This is a genomic window from Staphylococcus caeli (assembly GCF_900097965.1).
In the GTDB taxonomy this organism is placed as follows: Bacteria; Bacillota; Bacilli; order Staphylococcales; family Staphylococcaceae; genus Staphylococcus; species Staphylococcus caeli.
The window spans coordinates 584,584-605,227 of record NZ_FMPG01000001.1; the positions used below are offsets into that span (position 1 = coordinate 584,584).

The window sequence follows — 20,644 nt, forward strand, 5'->3', positions numbered from 1 at the left end:
ACGTATCACTCCTCACACAATTCATTCATTTATAAACTTAAATGCAATTAGTCTGTAATTTCTTTTTGTGATTGTGGTGCTTCTTTTTGTTGAAGATCCACTTTACGTTCAACAACATCGTCATCTTCAGTGTCTTGCATGTCAATTTCATTGTCATGCTCATCCATAATCTTAACGTCTAATCCTAAACTTTGTAATTCTTTCATCAATACTCTGAATGATTCAGGAACGCCAGGCTTAGCAATGTTTTCACCTTTAACAATAGATTCGTATGTCTTCACACGACCTACTGTATCATCAGATTTATAAGTTAAGATCTCTTGAAGTGTATATGCAGCACCGTAAGCTTCAAGTGCCCATACTTCCATCTCACCGAAACGTTGTCCACCAAATTGTGCTTTACCACCAAGTGGTTGTTGTGTAACAAGTGAGTATGGTCCAGTTGAACGTGCGTGTAATTTATCGTCAACCATGTGTGCAAGTTTCAACATATACATAACGCCGACTGAGATTCTGTTATCGAATGGTTCACCCGTACGTCCATCGTATAATACTGTCTTACCATCACGTGCCATACCAGCTTCTTCAATAGTAGACCATACGTCTTCATCACTAGCACCATCAAATACTGGTGATGCAACATGAATACCTAAGTTCTTAGCAGCCATACCTAAGTGTAGCTCTAATACTTGTCCGATATTCATACGTGACGGAACCCCTAGCGGATTCAACATGATATCAATTGGTGTACCATCTGGTAAATAAGGCATATCTTCTTCTGGTACAAGTTTGGAAATTACACCTTTGTTACCGTGACGTCCACACATTTTATCTCCGACGTGAATTTTACGTTTTTGAACGATGTATACACGTACTAATTGGTTTACACCTGGAGATAATGTGTCATCGCCTTCTTCACGGTTAAAGACTTTAACATCTAGAACAATACCACCTGCACCATGAGGTACGCGTAATGATGTATCACGTACTTCACGTGCTTTTTCACCGAAGATTGCGTGTAGTAAACGCTCTTCTGCTGTTAATTCTGTTACACCTTTAGGCGTTACTTTACCAACTAAGATGTCGCCATCATTAACTTCAGCACCGACGTAAACAATTCCACGGTCATCTAAGTTTTTTAGTGCGCTATCAGATACGTTAGGAATATCGCGTGTAATTTCTTCAGGTCCAAGTTTCGTATCACGTGCTTCTGATTCGTACTCTTCAATATGAATTGAAGTATACACATCATCTTTAACTAGACGCTCGCTCATAATTACAGCATCCTCGTAGTTATAACCGTCCCAAGTCATGAAACCAACAACTACGTTTCTTCCTAATGCCATTTCACCAAGTTCCATTGAAGGACCATCAGCTAAAATTTCGCCTTTAGTCACTACGTCACCAGAAGCAACGATTGGTCTTTGGTTATAACATGTACCTGTATTTGAACGTTTGAATTTAGCTAATGGGTAACGATCTAATTCGCCCTCATACTCTTGACCATCTTCTTCAATAAGTTGACGTACAAGAATTTCATTTGATTCAACATGTTCAACGCGACCTTTACGTTTTGCAACAATTGCTGCACCAGAGTCACGTGCTGCTACGTGCTCCATACCTGTACCTACGAATGGTGATTCTGGATTCATCAATGGTACCGCTTGACGTTGCATGTTTGCACCCATCAATGCACGGTTAGAGTCATCGTTTTCTAAGAAAGGAATACATGCTGTCGCAGCAGAAACAACTTGTTTAGGTGAAACGTCCATGTAATCCATTTTTTCTTTAGCCATCACTGTGTTATTACCACGGAAACGACAAACAACTTCGTCATCTGTAAATTTACCATCTTCATCTAATTTAGAGTTTGCTTGTGCTACCACATAGCTATCTTCTTCATCAGCTGTTAAATAGTCAATTTGGTCAGTAATTGAATTCGTTTCAAGATCCACTTTACGATATGGTGTTTCAATGAAACCAAATTCATTCACACGTGCGTAACTAGATAATGAGTTGATAAGTCCAATGTTAGGACCCTCTGGTGTTTCGATTGGACACATACGGCCATAGTGAGAATAGTGAACGTCACGTACTTCCATTTGAGCACGTTCACGTGTTAAACCACCAGGTCCTAAAGCTGATAAACGACGTTTGTGCGTTAACTCAGCTAATGGGTTCGCTTGGTCCATGAATTGTGATAATTGTGAACTACCAAAGAATTCTTTAATAGATGCAATTACAGGACGGATATTGATTAATTGTTGTGGTGTTACAGAATCTGTATCTTGGATAGACATTCTTTCACGTACCACACGTTCCATTCTTGATAAACCAATACGGAATTGGTTCTGTAATAATTCACCTACTGAACGTAGACGACGATTACCCAGGTGGTCAATATCATCTGTAAAGCCAATACCACTTAATAAGTTAAAGAAGTAAGACATTGATGCGATAATATCTGCTGGTGTAATACATTTCACTTCAGAATCTGGTAACGCATTACCGATAACTGTAGTTGTACGACCTTCCTCATCGTTAGGCACGTAAACTTTTATAGATTGTATTTCAACAGGCTCATCAATAACTGTGCCTTCCAATTCAAATACTTCACTGTTAGCATTTGCTTCAAGCACATCTATGATTTCATCCAAGTTGCGACGATCAAGTACTGTACCTTCTTCTGCTACAATTTCCCCTGTTTCAGTATTAACAATAGGTTCTGCTAATTTTTGATTGAACAGACGGTGTTTTAAATGAAGTTTTTTATTTGCTTTATAACGACCTACACTCGCTAAATCATAACGTTTCGGATCAAAGAAACGAGAGTATAATAAGCTTTTAGCATTTTCAACTGTAGGTGGTTCGCCAGGGCGTAAACGCTCATAGATTTCTAAAAGCGCTTGATCTGTATTTTCAGTACCATCTTTTTCTAATGTATTGCGTAAGTACTCATTATCTCCTAAAAGATCAATAATTGATTGATCTGTTGAGAAGCCTAAAGCACGTAATAATACTGTTAATGGTAATTTTCTAGTTCTATCGATACGTACGTAAACAACATCTTTTGCATCTGTTTCATATTCTAACCATGCACCACGGTTCGGAATAATTGTTGCATCAAAGTTGGTACGACCATTTTTATCTAGTTTTTCATTGAAGTATACGGATGGTGAACGCACTAATTGTGATACGATTACACGTTCTGCACCGTTAATTACGAATGTACCTGTATCTGTCATTAATGGGAAATCACCCATAAACACTTCTTGTTCTTTTACTTCGCCAGTTTCTTTGATGATTAAACGTACTTTAACACGTAGAGGTGCTGAATACGTTGTATCACGGTTCTTCGATTCTTCTAAATCATATTTTGGTTCCCCAAGTCTGTAATCTACAAACTCTAAAGATAGATTACCTGTGAAATCTTCAATCGGAGAAATGTCTCTAAACATTTCTAATAAACCTTCTTCTAAGAACCAATCGTAAGACTTAGTTTGAATCTCAATTAAATTCGGTAATTCTAATACCTCTGAAATTCTCGCATAGTTTCTACGTTTACGATGTCTTCCATATTGGACAAATTGACCTGCCAAACAGATTCACCCCTCAAAAATTGCATGCTACTTCCACGAAACCAACTAATATATTTAGACAAAAAGAAAACGGTAACATACTTATGACACCATTTTCTATTTCACCTTATATACATTGTTAATTTATACGTAAAAGTACACACTTATTGAACATAATTTTTTACATTCTATTACTATATCAGAATAGCATTATTTAATCAACCTTTACACTTCTTAAAATGTAATAGCCTTTACTCTTTTCTAATACTTCTACGTTATTGAATGTTTCTTGCATTTTGCTTTTTGCTGACGGCATACCTTGCTTTTTTTGAATAACTACAAAAAGCTCACCGTCTTGTTTTAATTTATTATATGCATCTTCTAAAATTCTATGAACGACTTGTTTACCCGCTCTGATTGGTGGATTAGTTAACACAAAATCATAAGCGTTATCTTCTACTTTGGATAAACCATCACTTTCTTTTACTTCAACATTATCTATACGGTTTCGCTTCATATTTTTTCTAGATAATGAAAGCGCACGTTGATTAACGTCTACCATTGTCACTGCGTGATGCGGAGATACTTTCGCAATCATCAAACCGATAGGACCATAACCACAACCAACATCTATGATATTTTTCGTAGGACCAGGGGGATATGTTTTCAAAAAAGTTTTGATTAATAAATCAGAGCCAAAGTCGATTTTCCCTTTTGAAAAAACACCAGCATCTGTCATTAATTCTAAATCATGGTTATCGTAGGAGTACGTAAAAAGCGATTCATCACTTTCAACTTCAGGATTTTCATCATAGTAGTGACTCATGACTACACCTCTTTTAATCTAAATATGTTTAGATTATTACTATACCCAATATCTAAACATTTGTTCATATACACATAGATTCAGAATGGATATATCAAATAAGACAAAACCCCGTTATCTGGATAACGGGGTTTTCACTTCTCAAAGATATGAGACTATTTAGCACAACTTAATCGCAACGTACCGAAGTAGTTGATGCATTAAGCAGTTCGAATAATCTACAATATATAATTATTAAGAGTTAGGCAGTAAGAATTATTTTAATTCTACTGTAGCGCCTACTTCTTCTAAAGCTTCTTTAAGTTTTTCAGCTTCGTCTTTAGCAAGAGCTTCTTTGATTACTTTAGGAGCTCCGTCAACTAATTCTTTAGCATCTTTAAGACCTAAGCCAGTAGCTTCTTTAACAGCTTTAACGACTTTGATTTTAGATGATCCAGCTGAAGTTAATTCAACATCAAATTCAGTTTTTTCAGCTGCTGCGTCTCCGCCTGCTGCTGCACCTGCTGCTGCTACTGGAGCTGCTGCAGTTACACCAAATTCTTCTTCAATTGCTTTTACTAAGTCGTTTAATTCTAAAACTGACATTTCTTTAATTGCTTCAATGATTTGTTCTTGATTAGCCATTTTAATATTCCTCCATTAATTTTAATTAGTTTATGCGCAATTATTCAGCGCTTTCTTCTTTAGAATCTTTTTCTTCTCCAATTGCTTTAACTGCATAAGCGAAGTTGCGGACTGGAGCTTGTAATACTGATAAAAGCATAGAAACAAGACCGTCGTGTGATGGTAATGTACCAACAGTGTTAACTTCTTCTGCTGTGATAACATTGCCTTCCATGATACCTGTTTTAATTTCTAATGCTTGATGTTCTTTTGCAAATCCTGCGATAACTTTTGCTGGAGCAACAACATCTTCTGTTGAAGTAGCAACTGCTGTAGGACCTACTAAGAATTCATCTAAACCGTCGATACCGGCTTGTTCAGCTGCACGGCGAACCATAGTGTTTTTCAATACTTTGTATTCAACACCAGCTTCACGTAATTGCGAACGTAATTCAGTTACTTCAGCAACAGTTAGACCACGATAGTCTACGATAACTGTAGATACTGAGTTCTTTAATTGTTCAGCAATGATATCAACTTCTTGTTTTTTTGCATCGATGATAGCAGACATTTAGACACCTCCATAGATTTTAGTTTTGGTGCTTTTAATTTTGAAATTCTAAAGTTTAGCTAATGCTTAACTTTAGGTAATCCAATAAAAAAAGCACTTTCTACCCGTGGCAAAAAGTGCTTGAAAGATCTAAATTCTCACGTTCAAGTCAATTTTAGCCTCGGTAGGATTGATTTTTAAGTTATTTCTAACTCCTACTGTCTTAGGTAAAATAATACATTAACCAATATAACTAAATTAATGTACACTGTCAATATTTTTTAAAGACTGAAAGCAAAACTTTCAGCCTTTAATATTTATTTTATGATAATTTGAAGCTTGAAGTATCGATTTTAACTCCAGGGCCCATTGTTGTAGTTATAGCAACAGACTTGAAGTACGTACCTTTAGCTGAAGCAGGCTTCGCTTTAGTTAATACGTCTTGTAAAGTTTTGAAGTTTTCAACAAGTTTGTCAGTATCAAATGATGTTTTACCAATTGATGCATGAACAATACCTGATTTTTCAGCACGGTATTCAACTTTACCAGCTTTGATTTCTTCAACTGCTTTTTTAACGTCCATTGTTACTGTTCCAGTTTTAGGGTTTGGCATTAAACCTTTTGGTCCTAATACACGACCAAGTTTACCAACTTCGCCCATCATGTCTGGTGTAGCTACTACTACGTCAAAGTCAAACCAACCTTGTTGGATTTTCTCAACATATTCACCTTCACCTACGAAGTCAGCACCTGCAGCTTCTGCTTCAGTTGCTTTTTCTCCTTTTGCGAATACTAATACACGTTGTGATTTACCAGTACCGTTTGGAAGCACTACTGCTCCACGGATTTGTTGATCATTTTTACGAGTATCAATACCTAAACGGAATGCTACTTCAACTGATGCGTCAAAGTTAGCGATATTTGTTTCTTTAGCTAGTTCAACAGCTTCTTGTACACTGTAGTGTTTTAAGCGATCGATTTTACTAGCTGCTTCTTGATATCTTTTGCTTTTTTTAGCCATTTCATGTTCCTCCTTTAGTGGTTTTAGCGGAATTTCCTCCCACATTTACTTGCTTTCACAAGCTAAGAGCAGATAACAGTGAGGGAAAGTTGTATTTTATCGTAGGGGCTATAACAACCCTTTAATAAATGACATCTCACCTCATACTACGACAATATTGAACGCTGTCATCATGTTTGTCATTTCTGTCATCTGCTTCTATCGTCAATCTATGTTTTCGTTATTCATTAAAATTATTGTACTGTGATACCCATACTACGAGCAGTACCTTCGATAATACGCATAGCTGCTTCTTCGTCTGCAGCATTTAAATCTTGCATTTTTTGGTTTGCAATTTCACGTACTTGATCTTTAGTTACTGAAGCAACTTTGTTTTTATTAGGTTCGCCTGAACCTTTTTCAACGCCTGCTGCTTTTTTAAGTAGTACTGGAGCCGGTGGTGTTTTTGTAATAAATGTAAATGAACGGTCTTCATAAACACTGATTTCTACCGGAATAATTAAACCTGCGTCTTCTTGTGTACGTGCGTTGAATTCCTTACAGAATCCCATAATATTCACACCTGCTTGACCTAATGCTGGACCAACTGGTGGTGCTGGATTTGCTTTACCTGCAGGAATTTGTAATTTAACAACTTTTTCTACTTTTTTAGCCACGATGTGCACCTCCTTGATATCGTGATGTGGTCACAGGACTGAGTTTTGTCCTCCCACTCTTCTACATTTCGTGACGAAATGAACGCTCTATGAGCGCGACCACAGTATTATAACATTAACCTTTTACATAAAGCAATGGTAAATTGTAATTTTTTTATGTGAGCCTGACAGCAATCCATTTTCTTATAGAGATTACTGAGTCTTGCCCAGCAATATCGACTTAGTTTAAAAAACTTAACATAAACCCTTTTCAATTGAGTCAATTATTGCCTAATAGAGAAAAATCTGAGATAGCTATGTTTGTCTTTAACTCTCATACTTGTGATTCTACTCAAGTTTCCCTAAATATTACAATTTCCTCAAAACTTAAATTTCAACTTAAGTAAAACGACACCTTCCCGATTAGCGCGATAGGTGTCGTCTGATACAGATACTATTTCTGTATTTATTGTTATAGTTTTTCAACTTGATCGAATTCTACTTCAACTGGCGTTTCTCTACCAAACATGTCTACGAGAACAGTAAGCTTGAATTTATCTGTTTCAATTTCTTGAACTTCTCCAACTTGATTCGCAAATGGACCTGATTTAATTCTCACTTGCTCACCTAGTTCGATTTCAACATCAATTGTTTTTTCCTTCATCCCCATTTGTTTAAGGATAAAGCGTGCTTCTTCCGGCAGTAAAGGATTAGGTTTAGAACCTGCACCTGCAGAACCAACAAAACCTGTCACGCCTGGTGTATTCCTAACTATGTACCACGATTCATCAGTCATTACTAATTCTACCAATACATAACCTGGGAATGTCTTTTTAGTTAAAGTTTTAGCTTTTCCATCTTTAACTTGCGTTTCCTCTTCTTCTGGTATAACTACTCTGAATATTTGTTCTGTCATATTCATAGATTCCACACGTTTTTCTAAATTCTGTTTCACTTTATTCTCGTAACCAGAGTAAGTATGCACTGCATACCAACGCTTTGCGCCAACTTCTTCAGACATGTCGTCACTCCTATCTATTTGATTAACTCTATAATTCTACCAATTCCTAAGTCTAAGGCATAGAAGAACACTAAGAAAAATACTACAGTAGCCACCACAATGACCGTATACTTAAATAATTCTTCTTTAGTCGGCCAGCTCGTTTTTTCCATTTCCGACTTAACGCCTTGGAAGAAATTTTCTTTTTTAGCCATTTATAAGACCTCCGTATAATTCGTTATTCCTTATTTGCTTATTTCAGGCAACAAATCAAGTCCATACAATACACCCAACTCAAATTGGAAGTATACATGCACTCAATTGCTTTTTAATTTTGTCATTTCGATTCCTTATGCAACGTATGTGCATTACATCTCGGACAATGTTTTTTTAGCTCTAGTCTGGATGTAAGATTACTTTGTTTGGGAACGTTATAATTTCTATTACCACACACTTCACAACTTAATGGTACTTTCTTCATTAGACTTCCCCTTACTCATTATAATACCAATCTACTATACATAACTTCTGAGTCAATTGTCAATCAACAATCATGTATCATTACCCTAGTTGGGTCATATTTCAAAACTTAGATATATGGTTTTATTTAGTTTTCATTTTAAAATTACGTTTCAACTTCATTTTACAACGTTGTATTGCATTGTAAACCACTTTAATACGTAAATCTAAAGTAGCCGCTATTTCGTTAGGTTTGTAGCCATTTAATAAGTACAGGACTACAGTTTGTTCTAGATGGGTTAAGTTAGTCATACTTTGTTGTAATTTAGTACCAATATCTACTGCTAAAATGTGCGTATCTAACGATCGCTCTACCTTACTATTATTATAATCAACGATATATTCATTAATTAACTTTGCTTGGCGTTCGTAACTGTATCGTTTATGACGTATATAATCATTTTTCACATTCTTAATCACTCTGTTGACATAATGCTCCAATGGAATCTCCGCTTCAAAATCAAAGTGTTTAAACGCTCTGTATAATTTAATAAGTACGTCTTGGCATAAGTCATCTTGATCATTTGGATGAATTGAATAGTGATTCAAACGTAAACGAATCATAGGTGAAAGCATCTGTAATATCTGAGGTACATCTTTGAATCTGAGTGCTCGGTTGTTGTCACTTGTTGTTTGTTCTTGATTGTTTAAAGGTGCCTCTTGCATGACAAGTTCCTTTCTTTATAAAAGTAAAGTTAGCATACCTGTCATGTTATAAAAAAATCAAACTGCATTATGTTTATTTGTGATTATCACCGCGTCTAAGTTTCTCAAATTCTTCTAATATTTCATTTGATAGTTCGATACGCGTCCTTGGCTTTTGTTCATTAAAACCATCTAACTTCTTTGAAACAGAAAGTTCGTTCTCTCTCAGATCTCTCCACATTTCTCTTGAAGATACACGATAAGCACCTGCACCAAAAATCGCATGCTGTTCACTCATATCGCTAGTAACTACTGTAATATGTCTCGTATGTTTATCATACAAGTCATAAACGTAGCGCTCTATATAACTATCCGCAGTTTCTTTTTCTTTAGTGAATATCGTTTTAACGCCATGATACATATATTCTGAATGTGCGCCAGCTTGTTCATAAGCATCAAATACACAAACAACTTCATCTGCAATGACTGCATTATAATTTGCAATCGCAGTAAGTAATTGGTCGCGTGCTTCTTCTAGATTATCTTTTGCTATACGACTTAATTCTTGTGAATGCCCAATCATGTTATATCCATCAATGATTAAATAACGATCCTTCATGCCTTGTCCCCAATCGCATTTCTCTTACGGAACACTTCATACATCATTAAACTCGCAGCAACAGATGCATTAAGACTATTTACATGTCCCACCATAGGAATATTGATATAAAAGTCGCATTTTTCTTTAACTAAACGACTCATACCTTGACCTTCACTGCCAATAACTATCGCAAGGGGCATACCTGCATCCATTTCTCTATAATCTGTAGAGTTTTCCGCTTCTGTACCTACTACCCAGTATCCATTGTCTTTAAGGACTTCTATAGTATTAGCCAAATTAGTCACACGCATCACGGGGATATGTTGAATTGCACCTGTTGACGCCTTAGCAACAGTTTGAGTTAATGCGACAGAGCGACGTTTCGGTATAATCACACCGTCCACACCTGATGCATCAGCTGTTCTGAGTATAGAACCCAAATTATGTGGATCTTCTAGTCCATCTAAAATTAGTACGGTTGAAAGTTTATCTTGTTGCTTTTGTGTTGTTAAAAACGCATCAAAGTCTGCATACTCATAAGGTGCAATATATGCTGCGATGCCTTGATGTGGTGCATCAGATAAGTTGTCGATTTTTGATTTCGGTACTGATTGCACTATGATTTTTTTACTATTTGCTAATTTTAAAATTTCATTTATTTGGCCTTTTTTGATGGTATCTTGTATTAAAATTTTATTAATTGTATGATCTGACACGATTGCTTCTTTGACCGCATGTCGACCAACGATAACGATTTCTTCCATAGTATCACTACCTTTCATTTACATTTTGGATGATACACTCCAATAGTGTTGTTAATCGTTCGTGCTCTTTTTCCAAGTATAGATAGCCGATGACCGCTTCTAAACCTGAACTTTTTCTATATGTTTGAATATCAGTATTTTTAGCTTTTGTATAGCTCTTAGCATTGCGACCACGACGGACTATATCTAGCTCTTCCTCAGTAAACCATTCACTTTCGAGCAAGGCTTCCAATGTCTGTGCCTGACTTTTAGCAGATACATAACGCTTTGCTTCTTGATGCAATCGATTGGGCTTTGCTTTCAACTTCAACACAATATATGCTCTCACATGTTGATCCAGGACTGCGTCACCCATATATGCAAGTGTCAGTGGATTTAATAGTTTGTTATCCATATTAACCACGTTTAAATCTAACACCTTGAGGCGTATCTTCTAAGATAATATTTTGTTCTTTTAATTGGTCACGAATTTCATCAGCACGTGCAAAGTCTTTATTTTTTCTAGCCTGATTACGCTCTTCAATTAAGGCCTCGATCTCTTCATCCAATAATTCATCACTATGTTTATCCTTAAGCGGCACACCTAGTACATCACTGAAAATTTGATACACTTCTTTGAAACGTTGAATAACTTGCGTAGAAGTAGATTGCTCTAATACATATTTATTCGCTAATTTTGCTAAGTCGTACCAAGCTGTAATTGCATTTGCTGTATTAAAATCGTCATTCATTACGGCTTCGAATTGTTGAAGCACCTTCTCAATTTCTAAAATATATTCCTCTTGATCTTCGATATTTGTAGCAATCGCTTCACGTTCTACAATAGCTTGATAACTATTACGTACACGTTCTAAGCCACTTTTCGCTGCTTCAACAAGTTCCATATTATAGTTAATCGGGCTTCTATAATGCACGCTAATCATGAAAAAGCGTAAAACATCAGGATCAATTTGTTTAATAATGTCATGTACTAAAACAAAGTTTCCAAGAGATTTACTCATTTTTTCATTATCTATGTTAATAAAACCATTGTGCATCCAATAATTTGCGAATGGTGCGTGGTTATGTGCTTCTGATTGGGCAATTTCATTTTCGTGATGTGGGAATTGTAAATCCGAACCACCTGCATGAATATCTATCGTCGCACCAAGCTCGTGATATGCCATAACAGAACACTCTATGTGCCAACCGGGTCTCCCTTCACCAAATGGACTTTCCCAACTGATTTCACCAGGTTTTGCTTGCTTCCATAGTGTAAAATCAAGCGCATCCTCTTTCTGTTCACCTTGCTCAATACGTGCGCCGACTTTTAAATCATTTAAAGATTGGTGACTCAACTTGCCATATCCATCAAATTTGCGTGTTCTAAAATAAACGTCTCCGCCACTTTCATATGCGTAACCTTCATCGACAAGTTCTTTAATAAATTGAATAATGTCATCCATATGATTCATTACGCGTGGATTAGACGTTGCTTTTCTAACATTTAGTGCCCCTACATCTTCATGAAATGCTTTGATGTAACGGTCGGCAATCGTTTCAACCGATTCGTCTAACTCTTTAGAACGTTTAATTAATTTGTCATCTACATCAGTAAAATTAGATACATAAACGACTTCATACCCTTGATATTCGAAATATCTTCTAACTACATCGTAATTGATAGCAGGTCTTGCATTTCCAATATGAATATAGTTATATACGGTTGGTCCACAAACATACATTTTAACCTTACCTGGTTCGATCGGTTCGAACGTCTCTTTCTGACGTGTTAATGTATTATATAATGTAATCATCTTGTATCTCTCCATTTCTTGTTTTCTCAAGTTGTTTTTCTAACTCTTTTAACTGCTCATATATTGGATCAGGTAAATTGCGATGGTCAAATGTTTTTCCGATACGCTTACCATCTTGTTTAACGATATGTCCTGGGATACCGACCACTGTTGAATAACTTGGGACAGAGTTTAAAACAACTGAATTCGCGCCAATATTCACATTTGAATGAATCGTAATGTTACCTAATACTTTGGCACCTGCTGCAATAAGTACATTATCTCCTATATCTGGGTGACGTTTTCCTTTTTCTTTACCCGTACCACCTAAAGTCACACCTTGGTAAATTGTTACATTGTCACCTATTCTACATGTCTCCCCAATAACTACGCCCATACCATGGTCAATAAATAAACGTCTTCCAATTTGCGCACCTGGATGTATTTCAATTCCCGTGAAAAAACGAGTTACTTGAGATATTAATCGTGCAAGTACGAACTTTTTCTTTTTATATAATTCATGTGCAATCAAATGGCTCCACACGGCATGTATGCCTGCATATGACGTCACAACCTCTAATGTTGTTCGTGCTGCAGGGTCTTGTTCAAATACCATATTCACATCGTCTTTTATTCTTTTCAAAATTTTAAACAAGGTTGTTACCTCCTTATAAAAAAGCACCTCTAACTCAATTTGTTAGAGGCGCTTATGCACGGTTCCACTCTTATTTTTCATATAAGCCCTTAAGTCATTCATTCAATCATGTGATGAACAAAAAGTATCGCAACTTACATGTACTCTTTAAAGTTATTTAATTCAAACGCAAAGGTGCATTCCGTAATTTCAGTGATGTGCTCACAGCAACCGCACACTCTCTTGACACTGTTCATCACTTACTAATCCTTTGGTAATTTCAACTTTAATCATAGGTTGTTTAACATGATTTTTCAAGTGTTATCTATTTAATCCAATCATTAACTTCGTTTAGCTATTAGACATATTTGTTTAAACGGGATAATACTTTATCTTTACCTAACACTTCAATTGTATTTGGTAATTCTGGGCCATGCATTTGTCCAGTTACAGCCACACGTATCGGCATGAATAACTGCTTACCTTTGATTCCAGTTTCTTTTTGTACTTCTTTAATTGTTTTTTTAATTTCTGCAGCCTCAAACGGTTCAAGTGCTTCTAATTTGCTGTATAAGTGACTCATCAACTCTGGAACTTGTTCGCCGTTGATAATTTCTTGTTCCTCATCACCTAAAGTTTGTTCATCACGGAAGAATAATTCAGATAATGGAACGATTTCTCCAGCATAACTCATTTCTTTTTGGTAAAGCGCAACAAGTTTACGCCCCCAGTCTAAATCCGACTCACTTGGATTTTCAGGCAATAATTCAGCTTTAATTAAGTGTGGTAAAGCCAACTCAAAAACTGTTTCAGTATCTTTTTGTTTCATATATTGATTATTTACCCATGCAAGTTTCTGTTTATCGAAAAATGCTGGTGACTTAGATAAACGTTTTTCATCAAAGATTTTAATAAAGTCTTCTTTAGAATAAATTTCATCTTCGCCTTCAGGTGACCAACCTAATAATGTAATAAAGTTAAATAACGCTTCTGGTAAATAGCCTAAATCGCGATATTGTTCAATAAATTGTAGGATTTGACCATCACGTTTACTTAATTTTTTACGTTCTTCGTTTACGATAAGTGACATATGTGCAAATCTTGGCGCTTCCCAACCAAATGTTTCATAAATCATTAACTGTTTTGGTGTATTTGAGATATGGTCGTCACCACGAATAACGTCTGAGATTTCCATGTAATGATCATCAATAGCAACCGCAAAGTTATACGTAGGCACACCATCTTTTTTAACAATAACCCAATCACCCATATTATTTGAGTCAAACGAAATTTCACCTTTAACCATGTCATCAAATGAATATGTTGTATCTTGTGGTACACGGAAACGGATTGATGGCTGACGTCCTTCCGCTTCAAATTGTTGACGTTCTGCTTCAGTCAAGTGTGCATGTTTACCACCATAACGTGGCATTTCTCCACGTTCAATTTGTTGCTGACGTTCTGCCTCTAGTTCGTCTTCCGTCATATAACATTTATATGCTTTGTCCTCATCCAATAATTGCTGAATAAGTGGATTATAAATATCTGCACGTTCTGATTGACGATAAGGTCCGTATCCTTTGTCTTTATCAACAGATTCGTCCCAATCGATACCTAACCATTTTAAGTTATCAAATTGTGAAGACTCTCCATCTGTTAAATTACGTTTACTATCCGTATCTTCTATACGAATAACAAAATCACCATCATAATGTTTAGCAAATAAATAGTTGAATAATGCAGTTCTTGCATTACCGATATGCAAATATCCTGTTGGACTTGGTGCGTATCTTACCCTTACACGATTACTCATTATGTTCACTCCTGTTTTTATAAAATTAGTTATTATGTCGCATCTTATTCATTAATTTCGTGTTCCTAATAAACATCACCTATTAGTCAAATGCCTGTTTTCAACATTGAATTCATACGTAAAAACATAACGTTTAACCAATCAAAAGTATATGATGCATCGCTTATTAATAATACCATAGGTTGTTAATTTTTAAAGTACCTCTAAATAAAGTTTTTCAATGCTCCACAACCAGCTCATCTTCGCTCTAACTCACACTGAATCGCACTATTTAGAAATACAATTTCGCTATCTATTGTAGCATTTTAATGCTATTTATGATAACGCCACGCTTATAGACTTATTCATGCTATTTAAACAGTCAGTTCTCTACCATAGTAAAAAGGTTTCATGTGAAACTGTGACACTTCACACAAAACCTTTAACTTTAATTTATTTTTTTCGCGAAGATAATTCTACCTGATGATGTTTGCAATAAACTAATAACTTCTAAATCAATATGTTCACCAATGTATTTTTTAGCATTATCTACAACAACCATTGTGCCATCATCTAAATAGCCCACTGCTTGTCCTGACTCTTTACCCATTTTAGTTAGCAATAAGTTGAATCGATCACCTTGATGTACTGATGGTTTAATCGCCTCTGATAGATCATTCACATTCAATGCTTGTAATCCTTGAACGTGACATACTTTATTCAAATTAAAATCTGTAGTGATGATATGTGCTCGATAATGTTGCGCCAACTTAATCAACATCGCATCAATGTCACTATGTGTCTTAGTAGGGTGAATAATTCGCGTTGGGTGATTGGTATCATATAATGAATTTAATATATCTAAACCACGTTGTCCTTTTTCACGTTTTACACTATCATTCGCATCTGCAATTATTTGTAATTCATTGATGACACCTTGGGGGATTAATATTTCACCATCAATAAACCCGCATTCAATAATATCTAAAATACGGCCATCAATAATCGCACTTGTATCAATAATTTTTGGAACAGCATTACGCGCATTGATAGACATGGAACGCGCCATGTTCTCTGGTAAAAAAAGGAGCATCTCATCACGCTTACGCAAACCGAATTGGAAGCCAAAGTAACCCAAAATAATGGTAATAATAATTGGAACAAAATGATTAATCACACTGTTTCCGATGATTTGAAATATAAAAGATATCATAACTGAAATAAGTAAACCTATCATGAGCCCTATTGTTGCAAAAAGTATTTCGACTGCACTTTGACGCATGATATTTTGTTCTAATTCTTTTAATGCGTACGTGGCTTTTTTAATAAACCAACCAAAAATCAAGAAAAATATAATGATGCCCAGCAGACCATTAAAATAAGTATTTGTTAACAATGGCAAGTTGCTTAGACCAGCATCCTCAATAATTTCTGGTAGGAGATATACACCCAAGCTTGCACCCAAAATTATGTAGCACAAGATTACAATTAACCTTATCATATTCACAAGTTAACACCCCTTTCTGTCTAAATTTCATTAGTTTATTTTCTATGCTTTATTAGTGCTTCGTCAATGCATACTTTAATGCTTCATGTACATTCTTAACACCTATTACTTTAATTCCTTCTGGAAACTGCCATCCGCCAATATTCGATTCTGGAATAATCACACGTTTGAATCCTAATTTTTCCGCTTCTTGGACGCGTTGTTCTATACGTGAAACTCGTCTAACTTCACCTGTTAAACCAACTTCACCAATAAAACAATCCAGCCCATCTACAGTTAAATCTTTAAAGCTTGAAGCAGTAGCTACGACAATACCTAAATCTACTGCCGGTTCTGTAAGTCTTACACCCCCGGCCACTTTAATATAAGCATCTTGCTGTTGTAGTAAATAATTTTCTTTTTTCTCCAACACTGCCATTAACAAACTCAAACGATTATGGTCAATACCTGTTGCCATACGTCTTGGATTATTAAATGTCGTTGGTGTCACCAATGCCTGTATTTCAATCAGGAGCGGTCGTGTTCCTTCCATAGTAGAAACAATTGTCGAACCTGGCACATTTGTCGAACGTTCTTCTAAAAACATTTCTGACGGATTGCGAACACCTTTCAAACCAGTTTGTTTCATCTCAAAAATACCCATTTCATTCGTTGAACCAAAACGGTTTTTCACAGCTCTTAAAATACGATACGCATGATGTTCATCACCTTCGAAGTAAAGCACAGTATCTACCATATGCTCTAACAAACGTGGCCCCGCTATCTGACCTTCTTTGGTAACATGACCAACGATAAACGTCGCTATGTTCATTTGTTTCGCAATATTCATCAAACTCTGAGTACTTTCTCTAACTTGAGAGACCGAACCTGGCGCCGAGCTAATTTCAGGATGAAATACCGTCTGTATCGAATCGACGACTAACAAATCAGGCTTAATTTGTTTAACTGTTTCATGAATGATTTCTAAATCCGTTTCCGCAAAAACATTTAATTCACTGGAATCTTCATCTAATCTTTCAGCTCTGAGTTTCGTTTGATTTAACGATTCTTCACCCGTGATATATAGTACATTCTTAGATTGTGATAACGCCGCACATATTTGCAGGAGTAATGTCGATTTACCAATTCCTGGATCTCCGCCAATTAAGACGAGTGAACCATTTACAATTCCTCCGCCAAGCACACGATTAAACTCCTCTGAATTCGTCTTCACTCTTGGAGTCGTTTCATGTTTAATCTCATTTAATTTCTGCACTTTAGAAACGTTGTCTCGACTGCGCACGCCATGTTTTGGACTTGCTGCCTTTTGTTCAACAATTTCTTCCATTTGATTCCAGCCATCACAGTTGGGACATTTCCCCATCCACTTTGGTGACTGGTAACCACATGCCATACATTCAAAAATCACTTTCTTTTTAGCCAAAACAGCACCTCCATCTTTCCTTGAACAAATCTATTTTAAACCTCTGTCACTGTAAAAACAAATTTTATTATTAATAAATTAATTCACTGATTTTATATTCATAAAACGTAGTGAAAATTCTAAATACTGATAATACTTTTGCGACTATTGTTATAAAATACCACGCAGGATTGTATAGTACCAATGATATTATAAATCGTTTGGGTAAAACTACTCATCACATATACATATATTTTTTATGTTTAAACACTAAAGAGCTCCCCAAATATATACATATTTGGAAAGCCCTTTAATCTTAATTATAACTTTTATGATTCTGTTGTTTCTTTTTCTTCTTTTGAATCTTTTCTTTCAGTAATATCGTACTTAAATTCTTTACCGTCGTGATCAATTTTAACTTCTTTACCTTCAATTTGGTTACCGTCTAAAATTAATTCACTCAAATTATCTTCAACTGTTTTTTGAATAGCACGAATTAACGGTCTTGCACCGTACTCTGGATCGTAACCTTCTTCAGCTATTTTTTCTTTTGCCGCTTCTGTAACTGTAATATTAATATCTTGTTCTGAAAGACGATTTGTAAGTTTGTTAACCATCATAGTCACAATTTGTTTCAATTCTTCTTTAGACAATTTGTGGAATACAATGATATCGTCAACACGATTTAAGAACTCTGGACGGAATGCGTTTTTTAGTTCTTTCATCATAGTTTTACGAATTGTTTCGTAATCTTGGCCTTCTGAAGCACCCCCGAATCCAGCAAAACGTTGATCTTGTAATTCTTGTGCACCAACGTTAGATGTCATAATAATAACTGTATTACGGAAATCGACACGACGACCTTTTGTATCTGTTAAATGACCATCATCTAACACTTGTAATAGAATATTAAATACATCTGGGTGTGCTTTTTCAATTTCATCAAATAGAATCACTGAGTATGGTTTACGTCTAACTTTTTCAGTAAGTTGTCCACCATCGTCATGACCTACGTAACCTGGAGGTGCACCAACTAAACGGCTGACAGCATGTTTCTCCATAAATTCACTCATATCAACACGAATCATGGCATCATCTTCACCAAACATAGACTCTGCTAATGCACGTGCTAATTCAGTTTTACCTACACCTGTAGGACCTAAGAAAATGAAACTACCAATTGGACGTTTAGGATCTTTTAAGCCAGCTCTCGCACGTCTAACGGCTTTACTGATAGAAGTGACTGCATCTTGTTGACCGATTACTCTGTTGTGTAACGTACCTTCTAAGTTTAACAAGCGATCTGATTCTGTTTCGTTAATTTTAGTTAGTGGGATACCTGTCCAACCAGCAATGACTTCGCCAATATCTTCTTCAGATAATGATGTGTTATCGCCATTCTGAGCATTTTTCCAATTATTATTGGCTTCTTCATATTGTTTTTCTAATTTCGTTTGTTTATCACGTAAGTTCGCTGCATTTTCAAATTCTTGCGCATGTACAGCAGCGTCTTTTTCATTTTTAACTTGCTCTATTTGCTGTTCAATTTCTTTTAAGTTTGGTGGTGTTGTATGACTTTTTAGTCTAACTTTTGAGCTTGCCTCATCAATTAAATCAATTGCCTTATCAGGTAAGAAGCGATCTGAAACGTAGCGATGACTTAATTTTGCAGCTGCTTCTAAAGCTTCATCCGAAATGTTAATACGATGATGTGCTTCATAGCGATCACGTAAACCTTTTAAGATTTCGATTGTATCTTCTACAGTAGGCTCATCGACTTGTACTGGTTGGAAACGACGTTCCAGTGCGGCATCTTTTTCAATATTCTTACGGTATTCGTCTAATGTCGTTGCGCCAATACATTGAAGTTCACCACGCGCTAACGCAGGTTTAAGAATATTTGATGCATCGATAGCACCTTCTGCTCCACCAGCACCAACTAATGTGTGTAATTCATCAATAAATAGAATAACGTTACCCGCTTGATGAATCTCTTCCATAACTTTTTTCAAGCGTTCTTCAAATTCACCACGATATTTTGTACCAGCAACAACAGTCCCCATATCTAGTGACATGACACGTTTTCCTTTAAGTGTTTCAGGAACTTCATTGTTAACAATTGCTTGCGCTAAGCCCTCTGCAATTGCAGTTTTACCTACACCTGGTTCACCAATTAATACTGGATTATTTTTCGTACGACGACTTAATACTTCGATTACTCTTGTGATTTCTTTGTCTCTTCCAATAACTGGATCTAATGTGCCGTCTTTCGCAATAACCGTTAAGTCTCTTGCAAGACTATCAAGTGTAGGCGTGTTATTAGATTTGCTTGCTTGCGCATTCTTGTTACTCATTTCCGGGCTACCTAAAGCTTTCACTACTTGTGCACGTGCTTTAGTTATATTTAGATCTAAGTTAGCAAATACACGTGCCGCCACACCTTCGTTTTCTCTGATTAAGCCCAGTAAAATGTGCTCTGTTCCAACAAAGTTATGGTGTAACTTTCTTGCTTCATCCATAGATAACTCAATGACTTTTTTCGCACGAGGTGTATAATGTAATGCACCCATTTGTTCTTGTCCATGCCCGATTAATTTTTCAACTTCTTCAACTACTTTTTCTTCAGTAATATCAAAAGTTTCTAATACTTTCGCAGCAATTCCTTCTGGTTCTTTCATTAAACCTAATAGTAAATGCTCTGTTCCAATATTTGAATGGTTTAAGCGAATGGCTTCTTCTTGAGCATGTGCTAGTACACGTTGTGCTCTCTCTGTTAATCTTCCAAATAACAT

The 20,644-nt window shown here is 36.0% G+C and carries 19 protein-coding genes and 1 other annotated feature; all 19 genes read right to left on the reverse strand.

Annotation, left to right across the window (positions count from 1 at the left end; all coding sequences use genetic code 11):
• Positions 1–47: 47 nt before the first annotated feature.
• Entirely contained in the window at positions 48–3,599 is a 3,552-nt protein-coding gene (gene rpoB, locus BJS11_RS02865; protein ID WP_069994184.1) for a DNA-directed RNA polymerase subunit beta, read from the reverse strand.
• A gap of 193 nt (positions 3,600–3,792) precedes the next feature.
• Positions 3,793–4,404, reverse strand: a complete 612-nt coding sequence (locus tag BJS11_RS02870; RefSeq protein WP_069994183.1) for a class I SAM-dependent methyltransferase — start codon at positions 4,402–4,404, stop codon at positions 3,793–3,795.
• Positions 4,405–4,659: 255 nt separating this feature from the next.
• On the reverse strand, positions 4,660–5,028 hold the full coding sequence (gene rplL / locus BJS11_RS02875; protein ID WP_069994182.1) for a 50S ribosomal protein L7/L12: 369 nt from the start codon (positions 5,026–5,028) through the stop codon (positions 4,660–4,662).
• Positions 5,029–5,068: 40 nt separating this feature from the next.
• Positions 5,069–5,578 carry a 50S ribosomal protein L10 gene (rplJ, locus tag BJS11_RS02880; RefSeq protein WP_069994181.1) on the reverse strand — a complete coding sequence of 170 codons (510 nt, stop codon included), beginning with the start codon at positions 5,576–5,578 and terminating at the stop codon, positions 5,069–5,071.
• A 78-nt stretch (positions 5,579–5,656) separates the two neighbouring features.
• Positions 5,657–5,803 (reverse strand) — a sequence feature (ribosomal protein L10 leader region).
• A 76-nt stretch (positions 5,804–5,879) separates the two neighbouring features.
• Positions 5,880–6,578, reverse strand: coding sequence for a 50S ribosomal protein L1 (gene rplA, locus BJS11_RS02885; RefSeq protein ID WP_069994180.1), 699 nt, complete (start codon positions 6,576–6,578; stop codon positions 5,880–5,882).
• A 233-nt stretch (positions 6,579–6,811) separates the two neighbouring features.
• Positions 6,812–7,234, reverse strand: coding sequence for a 50S ribosomal protein L11 (gene rplK / locus BJS11_RS02890; protein ID WP_046837699.1), 423 nt, complete (start codon positions 7,232–7,234; stop codon positions 6,812–6,814).
• Between the two features lie 451 nt (positions 7,235–7,685).
• Positions 7,686–8,234 (reverse strand): transcription termination/antitermination protein NusG, encoded by a 549-nt coding sequence (gene nusG / locus BJS11_RS02895; RefSeq protein WP_069994179.1) that lies wholly within the window; start codon positions 8,232–8,234, stop codon positions 7,686–7,688.
• 14 nt (positions 8,235–8,248) lie between these two features.
• Entirely contained in the window at positions 8,249–8,428 is a 180-nt protein-coding gene (gene secE / locus BJS11_RS02900; RefSeq protein ID WP_002484168.1) for a preprotein translocase subunit SecE, read from the reverse strand.
• Between the two features lie 122 nt (positions 8,429–8,550).
• Positions 8,551–8,694, reverse strand: a complete 144-nt coding sequence (gene rpmG, locus BJS11_RS02905; RefSeq protein WP_070014052.1) for a 50S ribosomal protein L33 — start codon at positions 8,692–8,694, stop codon at positions 8,551–8,553.
• 122 nt (positions 8,695–8,816) lie between these two features.
• Positions 8,817–9,398 carry an RNA polymerase sigma factor gene (locus tag BJS11_RS02910; protein ID WP_069994178.1) on the reverse strand — a complete coding sequence of 194 codons (582 nt, stop codon included), beginning with the start codon at positions 9,396–9,398 and terminating at the stop codon, positions 8,817–8,819.
• A gap of 73 nt (positions 9,399–9,471) precedes the next feature.
• Positions 9,472–9,996: an NYN domain-containing protein gene (locus BJS11_RS02915; protein ID WP_069994177.1), complete on the reverse strand. Its 525-nt coding sequence runs from the start codon at positions 9,994–9,996 to the stop codon at positions 9,472–9,474.
• Positions 9,993–10,742: a 23S rRNA (guanosine(2251)-2'-O)-methyltransferase RlmB gene (gene rlmB, locus BJS11_RS02920; RefSeq protein WP_069994445.1), complete on the reverse strand. Its 750-nt coding sequence runs from the start codon at positions 10,740–10,742 to the stop codon at positions 9,993–9,995. The genes BJS11_RS02915 and rlmB overlap by 4 nt, the downstream gene beginning before the upstream one ends.
• A 7-nt stretch (positions 10,743–10,749) precedes the next feature.
• Positions 10,750–11,136, reverse strand: coding sequence for a Mini-ribonuclease 3 (locus tag BJS11_RS02925; protein WP_069994444.1), 387 nt, complete (start codon positions 11,134–11,136; stop codon positions 10,750–10,752).
• Between the two features lies 1 nt (position 11,137).
• Positions 11,138–12,538: a cysteine--tRNA ligase gene (cysS, locus tag BJS11_RS02930; protein ID WP_069994176.1), complete on the reverse strand. Its 1,401-nt coding sequence runs from the start codon at positions 12,536–12,538 to the stop codon at positions 11,138–11,140.
• Positions 12,522–13,163: a serine O-acetyltransferase gene (cysE, locus tag BJS11_RS02935; RefSeq protein ID WP_069994443.1), complete on the reverse strand. Its 642-nt coding sequence runs from the start codon at positions 13,161–13,163 to the stop codon at positions 12,522–12,524. Before cysE ends, cysS begins: the two co-directional genes overlap by 17 nt.
• A 346-nt stretch (positions 13,164–13,509) precedes the next feature.
• A complete protein-coding gene (gltX, locus tag BJS11_RS02940; protein WP_069994175.1) occupies positions 13,510–14,964 on the reverse strand; it encodes a glutamate--tRNA ligase in 1,455 nt (484 codons plus the stop codon).
• A 427-nt stretch (positions 14,965–15,391) separates the two neighbouring features.
• Positions 15,392–16,450: a PIN/TRAM domain-containing protein gene (locus BJS11_RS02945; protein ID WP_069994174.1), complete on the reverse strand. Its 1,059-nt coding sequence runs from the start codon at positions 16,448–16,450 to the stop codon at positions 15,392–15,394.
• A gap of 52 nt (positions 16,451–16,502) precedes the next feature.
• Positions 16,503–17,873 (reverse strand): DNA repair protein RadA, encoded by a 1,371-nt coding sequence (gene radA, locus BJS11_RS02950; RefSeq protein ID WP_069994173.1) that lies wholly within the window; start codon positions 17,871–17,873, stop codon positions 16,503–16,505.
• Positions 17,874–18,181: 308 nt separating this feature from the next.
• Positions 18,182–20,644 (reverse strand): ATP-dependent Clp protease ATP-binding subunit, encoded by a 2,463-nt coding sequence (locus BJS11_RS02955; protein WP_069994172.1) that lies wholly within the window; start codon positions 20,642–20,644, stop codon positions 18,182–18,184.